This is a genomic window from Streptomyces sp. NPDC102467, from assembly GCF_044765445.1.
Taxonomy (GTDB): Bacteria; Actinomycetota; Actinomycetes; order Streptomycetales; family Streptomycetaceae; genus Streptomyces.
In genome coordinates, this window is the sequence record NZ_JBIWKA010000011.1 from 217839 (window position 1) to 237778 (window position 19940).

At 71.8% G+C, this 19940-nt stretch carries 18 protein-coding genes and 2 pseudogenes; 11 read left to right on the plus strand and 9 right to left on the minus strand.

What is annotated here, in order from left to right; translation table 11 throughout:
* Positions 1 to 5 precede the first annotated feature (5 nt).
* On the minus strand, positions 6 to 599 hold the full coding sequence (locus ACIREE_RS24125; protein ID WP_404155696.1) for a hypothetical protein: 594 nt from the start codon (positions 597 to 599) through the stop codon (positions 6 to 8).
* A 70-nt stretch (positions 600 to 669) separates the two neighbouring features.
* Here ACIREE_RS24125 and ACIREE_RS24130 point away from each other — a divergent pair, with 70 nt between their 5' ends.
* From ACIREE_RS24130 to ACIREE_RS24155, 6 genes are all read left to right on the plus strand, one after another.
* Positions 670 to 1584: a LysR substrate-binding domain-containing protein gene (locus tag ACIREE_RS24130; protein ID WP_404155699.1), complete on the plus strand. Its 915-nt coding sequence runs from the start codon at positions 670 to 672 to the stop codon at positions 1582 to 1584.
* Between the two features lie 142 nt (positions 1585 to 1726).
* Entirely contained in the window at positions 1727 to 3097 is a 1371-nt protein-coding gene (locus ACIREE_RS24135) for an MFS transporter (RefSeq protein WP_404155702.1), read from the plus strand.
* Positions 3098 to 3131: 34 nt separating this feature from the next.
* Positions 3132 to 4790 carry an acyl-CoA dehydrogenase family protein gene (locus tag ACIREE_RS24140; protein WP_404155705.1) on the plus strand — a complete coding sequence of 553 codons (1659 nt, stop codon included), beginning with the start codon at positions 3132 to 3134 and terminating at the stop codon, positions 4788 to 4790.
* Positions 4783 to 6009, plus strand: a complete 1227-nt coding sequence (locus tag ACIREE_RS24145) for a CaiB/BaiF CoA transferase family protein (protein ID WP_404155709.1) — start codon at positions 4783 to 4785, stop codon at positions 6007 to 6009. The genes ACIREE_RS24140 and ACIREE_RS24145 overlap by 8 nt, the downstream gene beginning before the upstream one ends.
* A gap of 6 nt (positions 6010 to 6015) precedes the next feature.
* The gene (locus ACIREE_RS24150; RefSeq protein ID WP_404155712.1) at positions 6016 to 7197 is read left to right on the plus strand and encodes an acyl-CoA dehydrogenase family protein; all 1182 of its coding nucleotides are present in this window, start codon (positions 6016 to 6018) and stop codon (positions 7195 to 7197) included.
* Positions 7198 to 7271: 74 nt separating this feature from the next.
* Entirely contained in the window at positions 7272 to 8462 is a 1191-nt protein-coding gene (locus ACIREE_RS24155; protein WP_404155715.1) for a lipid-transfer protein, read from the plus strand.
* 4 nt (positions 8463 to 8466) lie between these two features.
* Here the strand turns inward: ACIREE_RS24155 and ACIREE_RS24160 are convergent.
* Both ACIREE_RS24160 and ACIREE_RS24165 read right to left on the minus strand, forming a co-directional pair.
* A pseudogene (locus tag ACIREE_RS24160) lies at positions 8467 to 8691 on the minus strand (GNAT family N-acetyltransferase); the annotation flags it as partial.
* A gap of 174 nt (positions 8692 to 8865) precedes the next feature.
* Positions 8866 to 9201 (minus strand): annotated as a pseudogene (locus ACIREE_RS24165) (GNAT family N-acetyltransferase); the annotation flags it as partial.
* Positions 9202 to 9362: 161 nt separating this feature from the next.
* Here ACIREE_RS24165 and ACIREE_RS24170 point away from each other — a divergent pair.
* Entirely contained in the window at positions 9363 to 10892 is a 1530-nt protein-coding gene (locus tag ACIREE_RS24170) for an MFS transporter (RefSeq protein WP_404155718.1), read from the plus strand.
* A 206-nt stretch (positions 10893 to 11098) separates the two neighbouring features.
* Here ACIREE_RS24170 and ACIREE_RS24175 read toward each other — a convergent pair whose 3' ends face one another.
* From ACIREE_RS24175 to ACIREE_RS24190, 4 genes are read right to left on the minus strand one after another with little or no spacing between them, the layout of a single operon-like run.
* Entirely contained in the window at positions 11099 to 11731 is a 633-nt protein-coding gene (locus tag ACIREE_RS24175) for a response regulator (RefSeq protein WP_404156062.1), read from the minus strand.
* Positions 11732 to 11777: 46 nt separating this feature from the next.
* Positions 11778 to 13037: a histidine kinase gene (locus ACIREE_RS24180; protein WP_404156065.1), complete on the minus strand. Its 1260-nt coding sequence runs from the start codon at positions 13035 to 13037 to the stop codon at positions 11778 to 11780.
* A 56-nt stretch (positions 13038 to 13093) separates the two neighbouring features.
* Positions 13094 to 13810, minus strand: a complete 717-nt coding sequence (locus tag ACIREE_RS24185; protein ID WP_404156068.1) for an ABC transporter permease — start codon at positions 13808 to 13810, stop codon at positions 13094 to 13096.
* Positions 13810 to 14697, minus strand: a complete 888-nt coding sequence (locus ACIREE_RS24190) for an ATP-binding cassette domain-containing protein (RefSeq protein WP_404156071.1) — start codon at positions 14695 to 14697, stop codon at positions 13810 to 13812. Before ACIREE_RS24190 ends, ACIREE_RS24185 begins: the two co-directional genes overlap by 1 nt.
* Before the next feature lie 268 nt (positions 14698 to 14965).
* On the opposite strand from ACIREE_RS24190, the gene ACIREE_RS24195 reads away from it, so the two are divergent.
* The 4 genes from ACIREE_RS24195 (at position 14966) to ACIREE_RS24210 (ending at position 18199) form a co-directional block, all read left to right on the plus strand.
* Positions 14966 to 15097: a hypothetical protein gene (locus ACIREE_RS24195; protein ID WP_404155721.1), complete on the plus strand. Its 132-nt coding sequence runs from the start codon at positions 14966 to 14968 to the stop codon at positions 15095 to 15097.
* Between the two features lie 13 nt (positions 15098 to 15110).
* The gene (locus tag ACIREE_RS24200) at positions 15111 to 15965 is read left to right on the plus strand and encodes a MaoC/PaaZ C-terminal domain-containing protein (RefSeq protein WP_404155724.1); all 855 of its coding nucleotides are present in this window, start codon (positions 15111 to 15113) and stop codon (positions 15963 to 15965) included.
* A gap of 52 nt (positions 15966 to 16017) precedes the next feature.
* Positions 16018 to 17094 (plus strand): Zn-dependent alcohol dehydrogenase, encoded by a 1077-nt coding sequence (locus ACIREE_RS24205; RefSeq protein WP_404155727.1) that lies wholly within the window; start codon positions 16018 to 16020, stop codon positions 17092 to 17094.
* Between the two features lie 166 nt (positions 17095 to 17260).
* Positions 17261 to 18199 carry a 3-oxoacyl-ACP reductase gene (locus tag ACIREE_RS24210; RefSeq protein ID WP_404155730.1) on the plus strand — a complete coding sequence of 313 codons (939 nt, stop codon included), beginning with the start codon at positions 17261 to 17263 and terminating at the stop codon, positions 18197 to 18199.
* Between the two features lie 92 nt (positions 18200 to 18291).
* On the opposite strand, the gene ACIREE_RS24215 is transcribed toward ACIREE_RS24210, so the two are convergent.
* Positions 18292 to 18459, minus strand: coding sequence for a hypothetical protein (locus ACIREE_RS24215; RefSeq protein WP_404155733.1), 168 nt, complete (start codon positions 18457 to 18459; stop codon positions 18292 to 18294).
* Between the two features lie 63 nt (positions 18460 to 18522).
* Entirely contained in the window at positions 18523 to 19680 is a 1158-nt protein-coding gene (locus ACIREE_RS24220; protein ID WP_404155736.1) for a hypothetical protein, read from the minus strand.
* Between the last annotated feature and the right edge of the window lie 260 nt (positions 19681 to 19940).

Genomic DNA, 19940 nt, shown 5'->3' on the forward strand with positions numbered 1-19940 from the left:
CGGACTCAGTGCCCGCCGGACGGCATGTCGCAGCCCGCGTGGTCGGGGTAGCCGCCGAAGGCGTTCGCCTGGACCGCGACCCGGCTCAGCGTGCCCTCCACGCACACCGGGGAGTCGTCGACGGTGACGAGGAACCCGACCCCGTCGCCGTTCTCGTACGACTCCACCGATCCGTCGGGGAAGTCGAGGCGGTCCAGGGCGTCGCGGGTGCTCCGTACCTCGAAGTCCCCGCGCTCGCGCAGCGGTTCGAGGGCCTGCCGGACGCGTCCGACGGCCGTGAGTCCCGCGCAGCGCTGCTTTCCGTGCAGCGCGAACGGGACCCGGAAGCCATGGTTCTCGGCGTAGTGGTCGCCCGGCTGCGCGGTCGCCCCGTCGGAGGCCGCAGGCGCGGAGGGCGTCGGCGAGGGGCTCTCGCCGGGGCAGCGGTGCTCCGCGGGCGTGGGCGGCGACGAGATCGCCGTCGGCGTCGGGTGCGTACGCCGGTACTCGTCCGCGGCGCTGTTGCGCCCGTCCTGCGTCCCGCACCCCGCCGCGAGGACGGCCAGCAGGACGACCGGCAGCACCACTCCGGCTCTCGACACCTTGATCCCGGCCACCATCGCCCCCCGATTCCCCGTCGCGGGCCGACGGGCAGCGTGATCCTAGCGGCCGCTGCGTAGGGTCGGGCCCGTGGAGCTGAAACACCTCACCGGATTCGTGGCCGTCGCCGAGGAACTGCACTTCGGGCGGGCCGCCGAGCGTCTGCACATCGCGCAGTCGCCGCTCAGCCAGCAGATCAAGCTTCTCGAACGCGACCTCGGGGTGAAGCTCTTCGACCGCACGACGCGCACCGTCCGGCTCACCGCTGCCGGTCAGTCCCTGGTCGAGCCGGCCCGGCGGCTGCTGGCCGACGCCTCCGCGGTGCGCCGGACGGTACGGGCCGCCCACCTCGGCGAGGCCGGCCGCGTCACGGTCGGCTTCGCCGGGGCCAGCAGCTACTCCGCGCTGCCGCTGCTCACCAGGGCGGTCACCTCCCGGCACCCGGGTATCGAACTGGTCCTTGAGGGCCAGACCTATACGGGCGAGGCGCTGCGCCGGGTCACCGACGGCACCCTCGATGTCGGCTTCGTCGCGCTGCCGGTGCGGCGCGGCATCACCGCCCGCGTCGTCCGCATGGAACGCCTCGTGCTCGCCCTGCCCGACAGTCACCCGCTCGCCGCCCGGCCCGAGGTGCCGGTGAGTGAACTCGCGGGCGAGCCCATCGTGACCTTCCCGCTCTCCCGCGAGTCGGCGGTGCGCGAGGCGATGGTGCAGGCCTGCCACGACGCCGGGTTCGCGCCACGGGTCGCGCAGGAGGCGCCGGACTCGTACAACATGCTCGCCCTGGTCGGCGCGGGTGTAGGCGTCGCCGTTGTCGTCGAGTCCGCCCGCAACATCCATCTGGAACACGTCGTCTTCCGGCCGCTCGCCGGGGACGACGTACCGGTCCTGCCGATCGCCCTCGGCTGGCGCACCGGTAACCCGTCGGCGGCGCTGCAGGCGGTGCTGCGGGTGGCCGAGGAGGTGCTGCCGACACCGGCGGACGCGCCAGACTATGACGAATGACGTCTCAATCGGGGCCGTTATTGGTCTTGGACAGCACCTAATGGCGCGGTGCAGAGTGATCCGGGTCTCGCGACGGAGCGAGGACGGGCCGCTCTGTCGTCGCCCTCCGCTGCGGGATCTGCCGCAACGAGAGGACGCTCGCATGCAGCACGACACCCCCGCCGTGCCCGACGCCCCGGCCGAGCCCGACCCCAGGCTCGCCCGCGACGCCCGCCGCGCCGGCGTCACCGCCTTCGTCGGCACCACCATCGAGTGGTTCGACTTCTACATCTACGGGTCGGCGTCCGCGCTGGTCCTCGGGAAGATCTTCTTCACCGGCGCCTCACCGGCCGTCGGCACCCTCGCCGCGTTCGCCACCTTCTGGGTCGGCTTCCTGGCCCGCCCCCTCGGCGGCGTGATCTTCGGGCACTTCGGCGACAAATACGGGCGCAAGAAGGCCCTCGTCGTCACGCTCACCATGATGGGCGGCGCCACCTTCTGCGTAGGCCTGCTCCCCGGCTACGACCAGATCGGCGCGGCCGCACCGATCCTGCTCGTCCTGCTGCGCATGGTCCAGGGCGTCGCCATGGGCGGCGAATGGGGCGGGGCCGTGCTCATCGCCACCGAATACGCCCCGCCCAAGAAGAAGTTGCTCTACGGAGCCTTCGCCCAACAGGGCTCCCCGGTCGGCAACCTCCTCGCCACCCTCGCCTTCCTCGGCATCGCCCAACTCTCCGACAGCGCCTTCGAGTCGTGGGGCTGGCGCGTGCCGTTCCTGTTCTCGGCCGTACTCGTCGCCGTCGGCCTCTTCATCCGGCTGCGGCTCGCCGAGACCCCGGAGATGCAGGAGGCCCTCGCCCGCAACAAGCCGGTCAAACTGCCCATCAAGGAGGTGCTCACCCGCTACCCGCGGCTCGTCTTCCTCGGCGTCATCGCAGGCACCGCCGGGGTCGCCATCACCTACGTGAAGACGACGTTCGCGCTCTCCTGGGCCACGTCCGACCTGGACTTCGACCGGTCCGGCTTCCTCACCGTCATCGCGCTCGCCCTCGTCGTGCAGGTGATCGTGCAGCCCTTCGGCGCCGTACTCGCGAGCAAGTGGCCCGTGCGCAAGGCCGTGCTGTGGATGCTGATCCCCGAGTTCGCCGTACTGCCGCTGATGTTCGTGCTCGTCGGCACCGGGAACTTCTGGCTCGCCGTCCTCGGCATGGGCCTCGCCACCTTCCCGCACGCCATGTACTACGCGGCACTCGCCGGGATCCTCGCCCGCGTCTTCCCCGTCGAGGTCCGCTACACCGGCATGTCCCTCTCGTACCAGCTCTGCACCACCGTCTTCGCCGGGACCGCGCCGATCGTCTCGCAGTACCTGCTGAACACCTTCCACTCGATCTGGCCCGTCGTCGCCCTCGGCCTGGCCTACACCGCGATCACCCTCGCGGGTGTGCTGCCGCTGCTGGCCCGCACGGGCGACACACGGGCCCAAATCAAGCCCCTGCGGCGATTGAGCAGCGGGGTCCGGGGCAGCGCCCCGTGACGGCAACCCGTCCGACCCGACACCTGGAAGTCCCATGAACTATGCCGACCGCGACCCCGCCCTACGCCCCCTCCTCGACCGCATTTTGTCCGCAGAGGATCGCACCCGCGTCGAGCCGCTCCTCGCCGAGCTCGGCGAGGTGGCCGCGGGCGACCTCGACCGGCAGGCCGCGCTCGCCGACGCCAATCCGCCGCGGCTCGTCCAGTACGCCGCCGACGGCACCCGTATCGACGAGATCGTCTTCCACCCCGCCCACGACAGGGCCGCCGCCATCGCCTACGAGCGGTTCGGACTCGCCGCGATGTCCCACAGGCCCGGCGTCCTCGGCTGGCCGGCCAAGGTCCCGCACACCGTCAAGTACGCCCTGTCCTACCTCTACGTACAGGCCGAGTTCGGCATGGCCTGCCCGCTCTCCATGACGGACTCGGCCGCCCGCATCCTGCGCCTGTTCGACCCCGAGCGGTACGCGGACGAGATAGCCGCACTGTCCTCCACCGACCCCGAACTCCGGGCCACGGGCGCGATGTTCATGACGGAGAAGCAGGGCGGCACCGACGTCGGACGCACCGCGACCGTCGCCACCGAGCAGGGCGGGCACTGGATCCTGACCGGCAAGAAGTGGTTCGCCTCGAACCCGGGCGCCGACGTGATGCTCACCCTCGCCCGCGTCCCGGGCCAGGGCGAGGGCACCCGCGGCCTCGGCATGTTCCTGGTACCACGGCTGCGCCCCGACGGCACCCGCAACGCGGTCCGTATCGACCGCCTCAAGGACAAGCTCGGCTCGAAGTCCATCGCCAGCGGCGAGGTCACCCTCGAAGAGGCGTACGCCACCCCCGTCGGCCAACTCACCGACGGCTTCCGGCAGATGGCCGAGATGCTCAACGTCTCCCGCCTGTCCAACGCCATGCGCGCCACCGCCCTGATGCGCCGCGCGGTCCGCGAGTCGGTCGACCACACCCGCGGCCGCGAGGTCTTCGGCACGCCCCTCTTCGACCAGCCGCTGATGCGGGCCACGCTGCTGCCGATGATCCTCGACACGGAAGCCGCCCTGCATCTGGTGGTGGAAGCCGCGGCCCGGCTGACCGCCGCCGACGACGGCGACGCGGGCGCCCGCGCGCTGGTCCGCGTCCTCACCCCGCTCGCCAAGCACACCCTGTGCAAGCGTGCCCGCACCGTCACCGGCGAGGCCATGGAGATCCGTGGCGGCAACGGCTACATCGAGGACTGGGTCAACCCGCGCCTCGTCCGCGACGCCCACCTCGGCTCCATCTGGGAAGGCTCGTCGAACGTCATCGCCCTCGACGTCCTGCGCTGCATGCGCCGCCAGTCCGCCCACCGCACCCTCGCCGACACCTACGGCGACCGCGCCGCCACCGCGGACCGCTGGGACCTGCTCCGCAAGAAGGGCGACGCCCTCCTCGAACTCCCCGCGGACGAACAGGAGATGAGGATCGGCCGGTACGCGGACGAGCTGACCCGCGCCGTCATGGCGACCCTCCTGTACGAGCAGGCCGACCACGAGGTCCGCGCCACGGGGGACGGCCGCGCCCTCCTCGTCGCCCGCAGCTACAGCGCCCTGCTCGACGACAGCGATCCGGCCGCACTGCCCCGCCCCGCCCTGGACCACTTCGCCGAACTGGCGGATGGTGGACGGGTCCCGCTCGCCGACGTGCAGGAGAACGACCGTGCCTGAGCCCGAGACCGCACCGGCGCCCCTGAATGGCATGAAGGTCGTCGACCTCTCCAAGATCCTCGCGGGGCCCTACGCCACCATGTCCCTCGCCGACCTCGGCGCCGACGTCATCAAGGTCGAGCACCCCGACGGCGGCGACCCCACCCGCGGCTGGGGCCCGCCCTTCAACGGCCCCGACGCCACGTACTACCTGGCGGCCAACCGCAACAAGCGGTCGGTGACCCTCGACCTCAAGTCCCCGGGCGGCCAGGAAGCCGTGCACCGGATGCTGGCCGGTGCGGACGTGATGGTCGAGAACTTCCGCCCGGGCTCCTCCCTCGCCCGCCTCTTCGACTACCGGGAGCTGAGCGCGCGCTACCCGCGCCTGGTCATCCTGCACATCTCGGCGTTCGGCGACACCGGGCCCCTGCGCGACGAGCCCGGCTACGACATGGTGGCGCAGGCGAGCGCCGGACTGATGTCGCTCACCGGCGAGCCGGACGGGCCGCCCGTCAAGGCCGGTTACGCGATGGGCGACCTCGGCGCGGCCCTCTTCGGCCTGATCGGCGTCACCTCGGCGCTCGTGGAGCGCGAGCGCACGGGCAAGGGCCAGTACGTCACCACGTCCCTCTACGAGTCCCAGCTCGCCCTGCACATCAACTGGGCCACCGGCTACTTCGCCACCGGCGAGCGCCCCACCCGCCTCGGCTCGGGCCACCCCAGCCTCGTCCCGTACCAGGCGTACCCGGCCGCCGACGGCCACTTCGTGATCGCGGTCGGCAACGACACCCTGTTCCGCCGCCTGGCAGACGCCCTCGGCCACCCGGAGTGGGCGGACGACCCGCGCTTCGCGACCAACCGCGACCGGGTGGCGCACCGAGAGCCCCTCAACGCCAAGCTGGCGGCGGCCCTCGTCGACGAGCCCGTCGCGCACTGGGTCGGCCTGCTGAAGCCGCTGGGCGTACCGGTCGCCGCCATCCGCACCCTCGACGAGGTCTACGACTGCCCGCAGACCGCCGCGCTTGACATGGTGCACAAGGTCGACCACCCGGACGTGGGCCCGCTCCAGCAGGTCGCGTTCCCCGTCTCCTTCCGCGGCGAACGGCCCCCTGTGCGCAGCGCACCGCCCACCCTCGGGCAGCAGAGCCGCGACATACTCGCCGAACTCGGGTACGGGGAGACGGAGATCGACCGCCTTCTCGACGTGCCCGGCGACCACCCCCACCCGCAAGGAGCCTGAGACACCATGCCGTTCCCCGCCCTCGACCCCGTCGACCCGCTGAACCTCGAAGCCCTCCTGACCGACGAGGAGCGGGCCGTGCGCGACACGGTCCGCCAGTACCTCGACGACAAGGTCGAGCCGCACATCGCCGAGTGGTTCGAGAGCGGCGAGATGCCCACCCTGACCGAACTCGCCCGCGACTTCGGCACGATGGGCCTGCTCGGCATGCACCTGGAGGGGTACGGCTGCGCCGGCATGTCGGCCCGCGCGTACGGCATCGCCTGCCGCGAACTGGAGGCCACCGACTCGGGCCTGCGCTCCTTCGTCTCGGTGCAGGGCTCCCTCGCCATGTTCGCCATCCACCGGTTCGGCTCCGAGGAGCAGAAGCAGGAGTGGCTGCCGAAGATGGCGGCGGGCGAGGCCATCGGCTGCTTCGGCCTGACCGAGCCCGACCACGGCTCCGACCCGGCGTCCATGACCACGCGCGCCCGCCGCGACGGCGACGACTGGGTGCTCGACGGCCGCAAGATGTGGATCACCAACGGCTCGGTGGCGGCCGTCGCCGTGGTCTGGGCCCAGACCGAGGACGGCGTGCGCGGCTTCGTCGTCCCCACCGACACCCCCGGCTTCTCCGCGCCGCTCATCAAACACAAGATGTCGCTGCGCGCGTCCGTGACGAGCGAGCTGGTGCTCGACGGCGTACGGCTGCCCGCATCCGCCCGGCTCCCCGAGGCGCGCGGGGTCGGAGCGCCGCTCACCTGCCTGAACGAGGCCCGCTACGGCATCGTCTGGGGTGTCACGGGCGCGGCCCGCTCGGCGTGGCAGTCGGCGCGGGACTACGCCGTGCAGCGGGAGCAGTTCGGCAAGCCGATCGCCGCGTTCCAGCTCACCCAGCAGAAGCTGGTCGACATGGCACTCGAACTCCACAAGGCGACACTGACCGCGCTCCAGCTGTCCGCGCTGAAGGACTCGCCGGCCGGTGTCCACCCGGCCCAGATCAGCTTCGGCAAGCTGAACAACGTCCGTGAGGCCATCGAGATCTGCCGCACCGCCCGCACGATCCTCGGCGCGAACGGCATCTCCCTTGAGTACCCGGTGATCCGGCACGCCAACAACCTGGAGTCCGTGCTCACTTACGAAGGCACGACCGAGATGCACACGCTCTCCCTCGGCCAGGCGCTGACGGGCCACGCGGCCTTCCGTTAGACGGCGCGCCCTGCCAGTATCTGCCATACCTGACACACCGTCAGGTATGCGGGTACTGGCAGGAGGCCGGAGGCATGAGGTCCTACATGGTCGGCGTCGGCATGACCAAGTTCGAGAAGCCCGAGAGCCGGGACTGGCAGTACTGGGACATGGCGAAGGAGGCGGGGACGGCCGCGCTCGCCGACGCGGGCGTTTCCTACGAGGACGTACAGCAGGTCCCCGTCGGCTACTGCTTCCAGGCCTCGGCGGCAGGCCAACGGGCCGCGTACGAACTGGGGTTGACCGGCGTCCCCGTCTACAACGTCAACAACAACTGTGCCACCGGATCGAGCGCGCTGATGCTGGCGAGGCAGTTCGTCGAGGGCGGGGCGAGTGACTGCGTGCTCGCCCTCGGCTTCGAGAAGATGCAACGCGGCGCACTGGGCGGAGGAGCCGACGGCGGCGACTTCGCCACCTCGCCGGTAGCCCGCCACTACGGGATCATGGCCGCCCGGCACGGCTTCGAGATGAGTCCGCCCACCGCCCAGATCTTCGGCGACGCGGCGCGCGAGCACATGGAGAAGTACGGCACGACCGAGGCGCAGCTCGCGGCGGTCGGCGCCAAGAACCACCGGCACTCGGTGAACAATCCGTACGCCCAGTTCCAGGACGCGTACACCGTCGACGAGATCCTCGCCGCGAAGACCATCCACCGGCCGCTCACCAAACTCCAGTGCTCGCCGACCTCGGACGGCGCGGCGGCCGCCGTCGTCGTCTCCGAACGGTTCGTGGAAGAACGCGACTTGGGGGAGAAGGCCGTCGAGATCGTCGCCCAGTCGATGACCACGGACACGGACGAGTCCTTCGCGTCCGGCTCGTGCATCGACGTCGTCGGACAGCCGATGTCGAGGGAGGCGGCGCGCCAGGTGTACGAGACGTCCGGGCTCGGCATCGAAGACGTCGACGTCGTCGAGCTGCACGACTGCTTCTCGATCAACGAACTGCTGACGTACGAGGCGCTCGGCATGTGCGACGCGGGGGAGTCCGGCGACCTCGTCGAGTCGGGCGCGACCACGTACGGCGGCCGCTGGGTCGTGAACCCCTCCGGTGGGCTCATCTCCAAAGGCCACCCGCTCGGCGCCACCGGCATCGCGCAACTCGCCGAGCTGAGCTGGCAGTTGAGGGGTGAGGCAGGTGACCGCCAAGTGCCCGGGGCCCGGGTCGGGCTCGCGCACAACATCGGGCTCGGCGGCGCGGCGGTCGTCACGCTGGTGCGGCGCGCGTGACAGCTCAGCGGGCCCGCCACTCGTCGGCGAGGACCGCCATCAGCACCTCGTCGCGCCAGACCCCGTCGCGCAGTTCGATGTGGCGGCGCACGCCCTCGACGACGAAGCCCACCTTCTCGTAGACGTGCCGGGCCCGGTCGTTGTCCGCGTACGCCTCCAGCTGGATCCGGTGCATGCCGAGCATTTCGAAGCCGTGCCCGACGATGAGCCGGATCGCCTCCGTGCCTAGGGCCTGTCTGACAATTCCCGTCTGCCCCGCGACGCCTGGCACGCACTCTCGCCGCACCGGGCACAAGGCCAAGTACGTCCAGTACGAGGCCTTGCACCCGGCACGCCGAGAGCACGCACCAGACGCCGCAGGGCCGCCCTTCGGGCAACGACGGGAATTGTCAGACAGGCCCTAGCCCCGGCCGCGCCCGCGCGGACCGATCAGTGTCCGGAACGTGCAGCGGCGGTGCTCGGGTACCCACTCGTTGAGCACGACCTCGCCGACCACCTCGCCGGTGGCGCGGTCGGTCACGGCCAGGTCGAGCCGGTCCGGCTGCCCGCCCCGGGAGCCGTACCAGGAACGCAGGTGCTCCTCGCTGAACGGGGCCGGGTCGCCGCCGGTGAAGTACAGCAGCTCGGGGTCGGCGAGGATGCCGGCCATGACGTCCGCGTCGTCCTCGGAGAAGGGCCGCAGAACGGTCCTGTCGCCGGTCAGGACGGGCTTGTGGGAGAAGGGCGTCGTGGTGGCCATCAGGGGAGTCTGCGCGACCGGTGAGCCCCGGACAAGGGGGTTTCGGAGAGCCGTCCCGGACCGGCCGGGACCTACGTCCCGGGACGTATGACCTCCGGCCCATGTCCGGTGCGCCGAAATCCTGATGTACGGGGTCCCCCTGGACTGCGACCATGACACCTATGCCGCAGACCCCGCCCGAAACCGACGCTGATACCGCCACCCGATCCGGCACCGAAGCCGCTGCCGAATCCGGCGCCGAACCGGCCGCTGATTCCGGCGCCGACTCCGGCCCCGGCATACGCGCCCGCACGGCCCCGCCCGCCTGGCTGGTGGTGGCCGTGGCGTGTGCCGGTCAGTTCCTCGTCGTCCTCGACGTGTCCGTCGTGAACGTCGCACTGCCGTCCATGCGCGCCGACCTCGGGCTCAGCGCGACGGGCCTGCAATGGGTGGTGAACGCGTACTCGATCGCGTTCGCCGGATTCATGCTGCTCGGCGGCCGGGCGGGCGACCTCTTCGGGCGCAAGCGGATGTTCCTCGTCGGCCTCGGCCTGTTCACCCTCGCCTCGCTGGTCGGCGGCCTCGCGCAGGACGACTGGCAGCTCCTCGCGGCGCGCGCCGTGCAGGGACTCGGCGCCGCGGTGCTCGCCCCCTCCACCCTCACGATCCTCACCTCGGCGGTCCCGGAGGGGGCGGCGCGGGCCCGGGCCATCGCGACCTGGACCGCCGTCGGCGCGGGTGGCGGCGCGGCCGGCGGACTCGTCGGCGGTGTCCTCACCGAAGGGCTGAACTGGCGCTGGGTGCTGCTCATCAACGTGCCCCTCGGCGCCGTCGTCCTCGCCGCCGCGGTCCGCTGGATCCGCGAGTCCAAGGCAGGCGGCGAGCGGCGCCTCGACCTGCCGGGCGCGCTCCTCGTCACGGCGGGCACGGCCACCCTCGCGTACGCCATCGTGCAGACCGAGGCGGAGGGCTGGGGCGCGGCCTCGACGCTGGTGCCGCTGGGTGTCGCCCTCGCGCTGATCGCGGGGTTCCTGCTCGTCGAGGCCCGCACGCGGCTGCCGCTGATGCCGCTCGGCCTGTTCAAGGTGCGGGCGGTGGCCGCGGCCAACGCGGCGATGTTCGTCTGCGGCATGGGCAGCTTCGCCATGTGGTTCTTCATGACGCTGTACGCGCAGAACGTACTCGGCTACACCCCCATCGAGGCGGGCCTGGCCCTCGTGCCCAGCTCGCTCGCGGTGGTCGCGGGCTCGAAGACCGCGCCGCGCCTGATGCGGACCTTCGGGGCACGGAACGTGGCGGTGACCGGTGTGCTCGTGACCGCCGCCGGGTTCGCGTGGCAGTCGACCATGAGCGCGGACGGCTCGTACGTGACGACGATCATGCTGCCCGGGATCGTGATGATGGCCGGGGCCGGGTTCGCGATGACACCGCTCGCCTCGCTGGCGACGTCCGGGGCGGCGCCGGGCGACGCGGGTCTCGTCTCCGGGCTCGTCAACACGTCCCGGACGCTGGGTGGTTCGCTGGGCCTCGCGATCCTGTCCACGGTGGCGGCGAGTCGCTCCGCGGGGTCGGCGGATCCTGCCGCGCTGACCCGCGGGTACGCCGCCGCGTTCTTGTGCGGGGCGGGGATATTGGTGGTGGCGGTTGTGGTGCTGGTGGTGTGGATGCCGAAGGCCTCCGGCCGGGCAAGCTCAAGCCCCTCCGGCGATTGAGGAGCGGGGTCCGGGGCGGAGCCCCGGGGCTGGGCGCCATTGCCGGGTGCTGAATCGTCGCCGAGCGCGGCCCGGCGGGGACTTCTCGCGCAGTTCCCCGCGCCCCTGAAATGCGCACTGCGTGCGCCATTTCATGGGGCTGCGGCGAAGCCGCATGCTCCAGGGGCGCGGGGAACTGCGCGACCAGCCACGACGAAAGCCGCGCGTTACAGCCAGCCCTGCTGCCGCGCTTCCCGGAGCGCCTCCATGCGGTTGCGCGTGCCTGTCTTGCCGATCGCCGACGAGAGATAATTCCGCACGGTCGACTCGGAGAGGTGAAGTTTCCCGGCCACGTCGGAGACCGTCGCGCCGTCCGCCGACGCCCGTAGGACATCCGCCTCACGGGACGTCAACGGGTTCGGGCCCGCGCTCAAGGCGGCAGCCGCAAGCGCCGGGTCGACGACCGTCTCGCCGCGCAGCACCTTGCGGATCGACTCGGCCAGGTCCTCGACGGGGCCGTCCTTGACGAGGAAACCGGCGGCGCCCGCCTCCATCGCCCGGCGCAGATACCCGGGCCGCCCGAACGTCGTCAGGATCAGCACCCGGCAGTCCGGCACCTGGTCGCGCAGCAGCGCGGCGGCGTCCAGGCCGCTGCAACCGGGCAGCTCGATGTCCAGGAGGGCGATGTCGGGACGGCATTCGAGCGCCTTGTCGACGATGACGTCGCCGGCCGCGACCTGCGCGACGACCTCCATGTCCTCCTCCAGGCCGAGCAGCAGCGCGAGCGCGCCCCGCATCATTCCCTGGTCCTCGGCGAGCAGGACACGCACACTCTTGGCCGGCCGGTGGTCTTGCGGCATCTCTGTCACGGGGAGAGATTACGTGCCCGGACCCCGCCCGGCCTCGTCAGACGCTCTCCGCCAGTGCCGCGCCCGGCGCCGAATCCCGCTCGCCGACCGGCAGTTCGGCCCGCACCACGAACCCGCCACGCGCGCCGGGCCCCGCATCGAGGGAGCCGCCCGCCGTGGCGAGCCGCTCGGTGAGGCCCTTGATGCCGGTGCCGCCGACCGCCCGGTCGACCACCGCTGCCGCGCCCACCCCGTCGTCCGCGACCCGCAGCCGCACTCGCTCCGCCGCGCCCTCGACGGAGATCGTGCACGTGGTGGCCGCGCTGTAGCGCACCGCGTTCGTCACCGCCTCCCGCACCACCCAGCCCAGCAGCGCCTCCGTCTGCGCGGACAGCGGCGGGCCCGACTGGCGTACGACCGGCTCGATACCGGCGGCGGTGAGCGCCGAGCGGGCCCGGTCCAGCTCGGTGGCGAGGCTGCCCTCGCGGTAACCGGTGACGGCCTCGCGGATCTCGGTGAGCGCCTGGCGCCCCACCGCCTCGATGTCGGTGACCTGCTCCAGGGCCGCGTCCATGCTGCGCGGCGCGAGCCGCCGCGCAGCCTCCGACTTCACCACGATCACCGACAGCGTGTGGCCGAGCAGATCGTGCAGGTCGCGGGAGAAGCGCATGCGTTCTTTCTCCACCGCCTGGCGCGCCAACTCCTCGCGGGCCGCGCGCAGTTCACGTACCGCCTCGGACAGCGAGAGGATCGCCGCGGTCACCATCATCGACAGGAACGTGCCGTACACGGCGCCGACCGCGTCCCAGCCCTCCTTCAGCCCGGCGACGACTCCCGCCAGCGCGCTCAGGCCCAGACCGACCTTGCCGAGGTGCGGGCCGCGCACGATCGCGCCCGCCGCGAGCCCCAGCAGCGGGAAGAACGCCACCCAGTTGCCGCCGAACCCGCTGACCAGCGCGCAGGTCAGCAGCGTCATCAGGGCCAGCGCGACCCGCGTCGACGTCGCGTTCCGGGTTTTCCTGTGGAAGGCCCTGAACACCACATAGATGTAGAGGGAGTTGAAGGTGAGCAGGCCCAGGCCGCCGAGCCACGGGTTGCCGGACTTGCCCTGGACGATGTTGGAGAAGGCGCCCAGGCCCATCAGCAGCCACGGCAGCAGCGCGAAGCCGGTCGGCGGCGGGCCCAGCTCCTCGGGCGGTCGGCCGTGCTCGCCGCGCGCCCGGCGCTCCGCCTTCACGCGCTCGTTCTCGGCCTTCCACTCGGCCTGCGTCGTGCGCAGCTCGTGGAACTGCCCGTTGACCTTGCTCCACCAGGACATGTCCGTCATTCTCCGATTCCCCGTCGTGCCGTGCGGCCGCCCGACCGTGCCGTGCCTCAGATGGTGCGCGCGGCCCTGCGGTACGAGACCACAGCGTACGAACCGAAGGCCAGCAGCCAGCAGAGAAGAATGCCGAGCGCCGCGAGCGAGGGTGCGTTCCCGTCGGCGACCGCCCGGCCGAGCTGCGCGAAGCGGTTGGTCGGGGTGAAGGACGAGACGTGCCGCAACCAGCCCGGGAACAGCTCCACCGGGAACCACAGGCCACCGAGCACCGCGAGCCCGAGATAGCAGAGCATGTTGATGCCGCCCATGGCCTGCGAGGTGAGCCGGTAGCCGTTGCCGAGGCCCAGCATGGTGAAGGGCAGCGAGCCCGCCCACAGCAGCAGCGCGACGGCCGGCCACTTCCAGGCGTCCATCCGTACGCCGTTGACGAGGGCGCCAGCGAGCAGCACCGCAGTGATCGCGGGCAGTACGGTCACCGCCCCGGTCAGGGCCCGCCCGACGACACCTTGGCGCGGTGTCATCGGCGTGATCCGCAGTTGCCGCAGCCAGCCGATCGCCTTGTCCTCGGCGACCCCCGCGCCCGTGTTGAGGGCCGCGCCAAGGGCTCCGTACGCCGCCATGCCGACCATCGACGCCGTCTTCCAACCCCCGGCGTCATCACCGAGGTTGGTGAACAGGAGGTACATCATCACGGGCATCGCGATCGTGCCGATCACGAACTTCCCGTCGCGCAGCGTGCGCCGTACTTCGAGCCGCAGGTAGTCCCACATCACACATGCTCCAGGTCGCGGGGGTCCGCGGTCAGCGCCATGAAGGCGTCGTCGAGGGAGGCCGGGGCGACCTCCAGGTTCCGTACGGCGTTCATCGCGGCCAGCGCCACGACCGTCGCGTCCGAGTCCTCGGTGCGCAGCCGCGCCCGGTCGCCGCGGATCTCCACGGAGAGCACGCCCGGCAACTGGCCGAGCCCCTCCGAGCCGCGTCCCGCGAGGTCGAAGCAGACCAGGCTGCCGCCGCCCGCCCGGCGCAGCTCCTCGCCGCTGCCGTCGGCGACGACCCGGCCGCGGTCGATGACGACGATCCGGTCCGCGTTGGCGTCGGCCTCCTCCAGGTAGTGCGTGGAGAACAGGACCGTGTGGCCGCGCCGGGTGAAGGCCCGCATCGACGCCCAGAAAGCGTGCCGCGCCTCTACGTCGAGCGCGGCGGTCGGCTCGTCGAGCACGATCAGCGCCGGGTTCCCGGCCAGCGCCACGGCGAACCGCACCCGCTGGGTCTGGCCGCCCGACAGCTTGTCGACCCGCCGTCCGGCCAGCTCCTCGATCCCGGCGAGCCGCAGCGCCTCCGCCACGGCCATCGGCGCCGGATAGCGCCCGGCCACGAAGCCCACCAGCTCGGCGACGGTGACCCGGGGCACGGCCCGGCCCTCCTGGAGCATGGCCCCGACCCGCCCGGCCAGGACGGAGTCCTGGGGCGCGGCGCCGAACAGTTCGACGCGCCCCTCGTCCGGGTCGTCCAGGCCGAGCAGCAGCGCGATGGTGGTGGACTTCCCCGCGCCGTTGCGGCCGAGCAGCGCCACCGTCTCGCCGGCCGCGATCTCCAGGTCGAGCCCGTCGACCGCCGTCACGCTCCCGAACGTCTTGACGGCCCCCGTGAAGGACACGGCCGGTGCGGTGCCTGTGGCGGCGCCCGCTGTCTGCGTCGTCCTCGTGGTCCCTGTGATCCCTGTGGTCCCTGTCGCCCTCGTCGTCATGGCCACGACGCTACGGATCAGGGGCGGGGGTGCGGCAGATGCGAGGTGTCCACACCTCGCCGGTACAAATGTCACAGCCGCACGTCACGCCCCACCACCTGACGCAACGTCAGAAAAGCCCGGCCCGGCCCTTCCCAACCCATCCGCTCTTGGCTATACATGAGGATCGCCGGGCAGAATGAAACAGGTTCTAGAACCGGCCCGCGACGACCTCGGTGCGGCCGACGGTGCGGACGGCCGCACCGAGGTCTTGACCAGCTCGATCCGCCCGCTCGATCCGCCGCTGGATTTGACCGCTCGATCCGTCTGAGGAGCGCCCGCCCATGCCCATCGACGCCGCGAAGGCCGTAGCCGCCGCGCCCCGGACCGCCGACATCACCTGGGACCACAAGGACATCCAGCTCTACCACCTCGGCCTCGGCGCGGGCACCCCCGCCACCGACCCCGGCGAACTGCGCTACACCCTCGAGTCGAAGCTGCACGTCCTGCCGAGCTTCGCGACGGTCGCGGGCGCCGGGATGGCGATGATGGGCGGCCTCGCCGCGCCCGGCATCGACGTGAACCTCGCCCACGTCCTGCACGGCGGCCAGACCATCGAGCTGCACCGCCCCATCCCCGTGAAGGGCGCGGCGCACACGACGGCCAGGGTCGCGGCCGTCTACGACAAGACCAAGGCCGCCGTCGTCGTCCTGCGCACCGAAGTCGCCGACGCCGACGGTCCGTTGTGGACCAGCGACGCGCAGATCTTCATCCGCGGAGAAGGCGGATTCGGCGGCGAACGCGGGCCCTCCGGCCGCCCGGAGGTCCCCGCCCGCGAGCCCGACCGCACCGTCGACCGCCCGATCCGCGAGGACCAGGCCCTCCTCTACCGCCTCTCCGGCGACTGGAACCCGCTCCACGCCGACCCGGAGTTCGCGAAGCTGGGCGGCTTCGACAAGCCGATCCTGCACGGCCTGTGCTCGTACGGCATGACGCTCAAGGCCGTCGTCGACACGGTCCTCGACGGTGACGTCTCCCGCGTCACCCGCTACGCCACCCGGTTCGCGGGCGTCGTCTTCCCCGGCGAGACGTTGCGCATCCGGATGTGGCAGGAGCCGGGCCGGGTGCGGGTGACGGTGGCGGCCGTGGAGCGCGACGAGGCCCCGGTCCTGGCCGACACCGTCATCGACCACAGCTGACAGCACGCACCGCACCGCACGCATCACGCCTTACGCGAAGGAGCCGCACCCCATGCGAGCAGCCGTACTGCACGAGATAGGCCAGGGCAAACTCGAAGTACTGGACGACGTCGAAGCGGTCGGCTTCGGCCCCGGCAAGGTGAGAATCCGGGTGCGGGCGACCGGCCTGTGCCACTCCGACGTCTCCGCCATGAACGGCGTACTGCCGCAGCCCGCCCCGTTCGTCCCCGGCCACGAGGGCGCGGGCGAGATCCTCGAAGTCGGCGACGGGGTCACGCATCTGACAGCCGGTCAGCGCGTGCTCGTCTGTTGGCTGCCCGCCTGCGGCACCTGCCCCGCCTGTAAGCGCGGGCAGACCGAGCTCTGCCTCGCCGGGTTCATGAACGCGGGCACCCCCAACTTCAAGCGCCCCGGCGGCGACGTGTTCGGCTTCGCCGGTACCGGCACGTTCACCGAGGAGGTCGTGGTCGACGCGGGGTGCGCCGTTCCGATCCCCGACGACGTCCCCTTCGACATCGCGGCCCTCATCGGCTGCGGCGTCACCACCGGTCTGGGCGCCGCCATCAACACCGCCGACGTGAAGGCGGGTTCGTCGGTCGCGGTCATCGGCTGCGGCGGCGTCGGCATCTCGGCGATCCAAGGTGCCCGGCTCAAGGGCGCGGCGCAGATCGTCGCCGTGGACCCCGTGGAGTCGCGGCGCGAGGCGGCCCTCAAATTCGGCGCCACGGAAGCGGTCGCCCCCGGCGAACTGCCCGACGCCAAGCAGCGCGTCACGGCGGGCGAGGGCTTCGACTACGTCTTCGAGGTCGTCGGAAAGTCGGCCACGGCCCGCACCGCGTACGAGACCACGCGGCGCGGCGGCACGCTCGTCGTCGTCGGCGCGGGCGCGATGGACGACTTCCTCCAGCTCAACATGTTCGAGCTGTTCTTCGACGAGAAGCGGATCCTGCCCTCGATGTACGGGGGCGGCGACGTCCTCCAGTCCTACGAGCGGGCCATCGCCCTGTGGCGGGCGGGCCGCATCGACCTGGAGTCCCTCATCACCCACCGGGTGCCGCTGGCGGGGATCAATGAGGCGCTGGACCAGATGCGCACGGGCTCCGCCCTTCGTACGTGTATCGAGATCTAGCCCGAACTTTTGAGGGGGCGGGGCTTGTGCCCCGCCAGGGGCGCGGGGAACTGCGCGACCAGCCACGACGGTGCCGCACCCGGCGATGTCGCTGAGGCCCCGGGGCTCCGCCCCGGACCCCGCTGCTCAATCGCCGCAGGGGCTTACAGGAAAGAGGATCCCGCACATGTCAACGCCGCTCAAAGGTCGCACCGCAGTCGTGACAGGTGCAGGCCGGGGCCTAGGACGCGCCGAAGCCCTGGAACTGGCGCGGCTCGGCGCCAACGTGGTCGTCAACGACTTCGGGCAGCCGGGGCGGGACGGGTCGGGGGCGGCCGCGGCCGGCCCCGCGGAACAGGTGGCCGAGGAGATCCGCGCGGCCGGCGGCACCGCGACCGCCCATACCGGTGACGTGGCCGACCATCAACAGGCCTCGCAATTGGTCGAGTTGGCCGTGGACACGTACGGCGCGCTGGACATCCTCGTCAACAACGCCGGCATCCTCCGCGACCGCATGATCTTCTCGATGTCCGAGGACGAGTGGGACTCGGTCATCCACGTCCACCTCAAGGGCCACTACAACACGACCCACTTCGCGTCCCGCCACTGGCGGGAGCGGTCCAAGGTGTCCGGCGCCCCGGTCCACGGCCGCATCGTGAACACGTCGTCCGAGGCGTTCCTCGCGGGATCGGCGGGGCAGCCCAACTACGCGGCGGCGAAGGGCGGCATCGTCGGACTGACCACGTCCACGGCGCTGGCCCTCGCCAAGTACGGCGTCACCGCCAACGTCATCTGCCCGCGGGCCCGCACCCGGATGACCGAGGACGTCTTCGCCGGGTTCGCCGAACCCGACGAAGGGCTCGACCCGCTGGCGCCCGAACACGTCGCCCCGCTCGTCGGCTACCTCGCCTCACCCGCGGCCGCGAACGTCAACGGCCAGCTCCTCGTCGTGCACGGCGGCATGGTCGCGGTCGTCGAACGCCCCAAGGTGCAGGCGCAGTTCGACACCGCCAAGGAAGTGTTCACGTACGACGAACTCGACGCCCTGCTCACCCCGCACTACAAGGACCGACCGCCGAACGAGACGTTCGCGGCGGCGGAAGTGCTCGGCCTCAAGCACGGCTGAGCCACTCCCGGCATGAAGAAGGGCCCGGCGAAAACACCGGGCCCTTCTTCGTGCGCTACGAAAATGCGCCAGAAATGCGCTCCGTGCGGAACCTAGACCTCATCGGCGCGAGGTCCCCGGTGCCGCCCGCGCGGCTCGGGCTGTTCGCCCTGCGTGGCGGAGCCGGCGACCGCGCCGCGGTGGCGGCCGGGGCCGTCGTCCGCGGACTCGATCCGCTCCGCGGCATTCGTTCTCGCGTTCCTGCTGTTGCTTCCCGTCATCGGAAAACTCACCCCGTAAACCTGTACAACATCGTTCACTTACAGCTCTGCAGCCGGACGAGTCTAACCACCCGTCCCGCGCCCCCCGAGAGGCGCCTGCGCCAACGGCACCGGACGCGGCGCGGCGGGCGTCGGCGGGGCGGCGGGCGCGGGAGCCTGCGCCGCCTCCTCCTCCGGCTCGGGCTCCGGCACGGCGACCCGGGCCACTCCGCACGGCACGTCCTGGGTGACGTAGGGGAGGGCGAGCACGCCGTCCCGCGACCAGAAGCCGCAGCCCGCCAACCACCCGTGCGGCGCGGCGAGTTGCTGCACCTTTCCGTCGGTGGGATGCCACACCCCGAGCCACGGCGCACGGCCCTGCGGGCCCGCGGCGCTCTCGATGCGCAGCGCCACCGCGCAGCTCTCCGGCATGAGCGTCTGTCCGGGCTGCACGGCGAACGGCGTCACCGCGCACCCCGCGAGCCGCAGCGCCCGCGGAAAGCGGATCGGCAGCGTACTGCCCAGCACGCCCCAGCCGAGCCGCGGCCGGCCCGGCTCCGCGGCGTCCGAGCGGACCAGGATCAGACCGCTGTCCACGTCGGCGAGGAGCAGCCGGTCCTCACTGTCCTCGGTGATCTGCAGCAGCGGGGAGATCTCCCCGCCCCGCTCCAGGTCCACCGCCACCGTCTTCACGGGCCCGCCCCCCGGCGGCTCCCGGTCGAGCGCGAGCAGCCGCCCCGCACGGTCCAGCCACACCCCGCCCGAGCAGCGCCCCTTCACCTCGGCCACGTGCTCGGGCCCGAACGCGCCGCCCGCCACCAGCCACACGTCCGTCATCTCCTCGCGCGCCGCCAGCGCGTACGCGCGCCGCCCGTCCGGAGCGGGCGGCAGCAGCGTCAGCTCCCCGCACTCCACGGCTCCGAGGAGCACCTCGCCGGTGCCGGGCCCGGTCGGGTAGAGCAGGGAGAACAGGTGGCGGCCCGCGGCCTCGCGCCGGATGAGGACCCGGCCGTCGGCCAGCGGCAGGACGGCGGTGCCCGGCTCCTCCGGCTGCTGGGCGGGGAGCGGCACGGCGTAGGGCTCGGGGCCGTCGAGGGTCCAGCGCTCGGGGTACCACGACCCGGGGCTCGCCCCGTCGTGCGCGAGCCGGGCCGCGTACGTCGCGTCCGCGGTGATCACACATCCGGCCCGCGGCGGCTCCGGTCGCGTCTGGGTCTCGGGCTCGATGGCCAAAGCCGTCATGGGGATCCGTCGCCTCCGCTGGTCCTTGTCCTGTCTTTCTGGTGTTCCGCCCCGTTCGTCTTCGCAGCCGAAGCTAGTTTTCGTACGTACCTCCGGGGCGCTCCGGGCCCGCCTCTTCACACCAACGGGTGGCCGTGTCCCGAATCGGCTGTGCGGTAAGTGCTTGGTGTGCTCACGGACCGGCGGCGGGGACCGGAGCAGCTGATGTTAGGTTTCCCTAACCAAACCTTTGAGCTTTCTGTGCACCCAGAGCTGGAGCA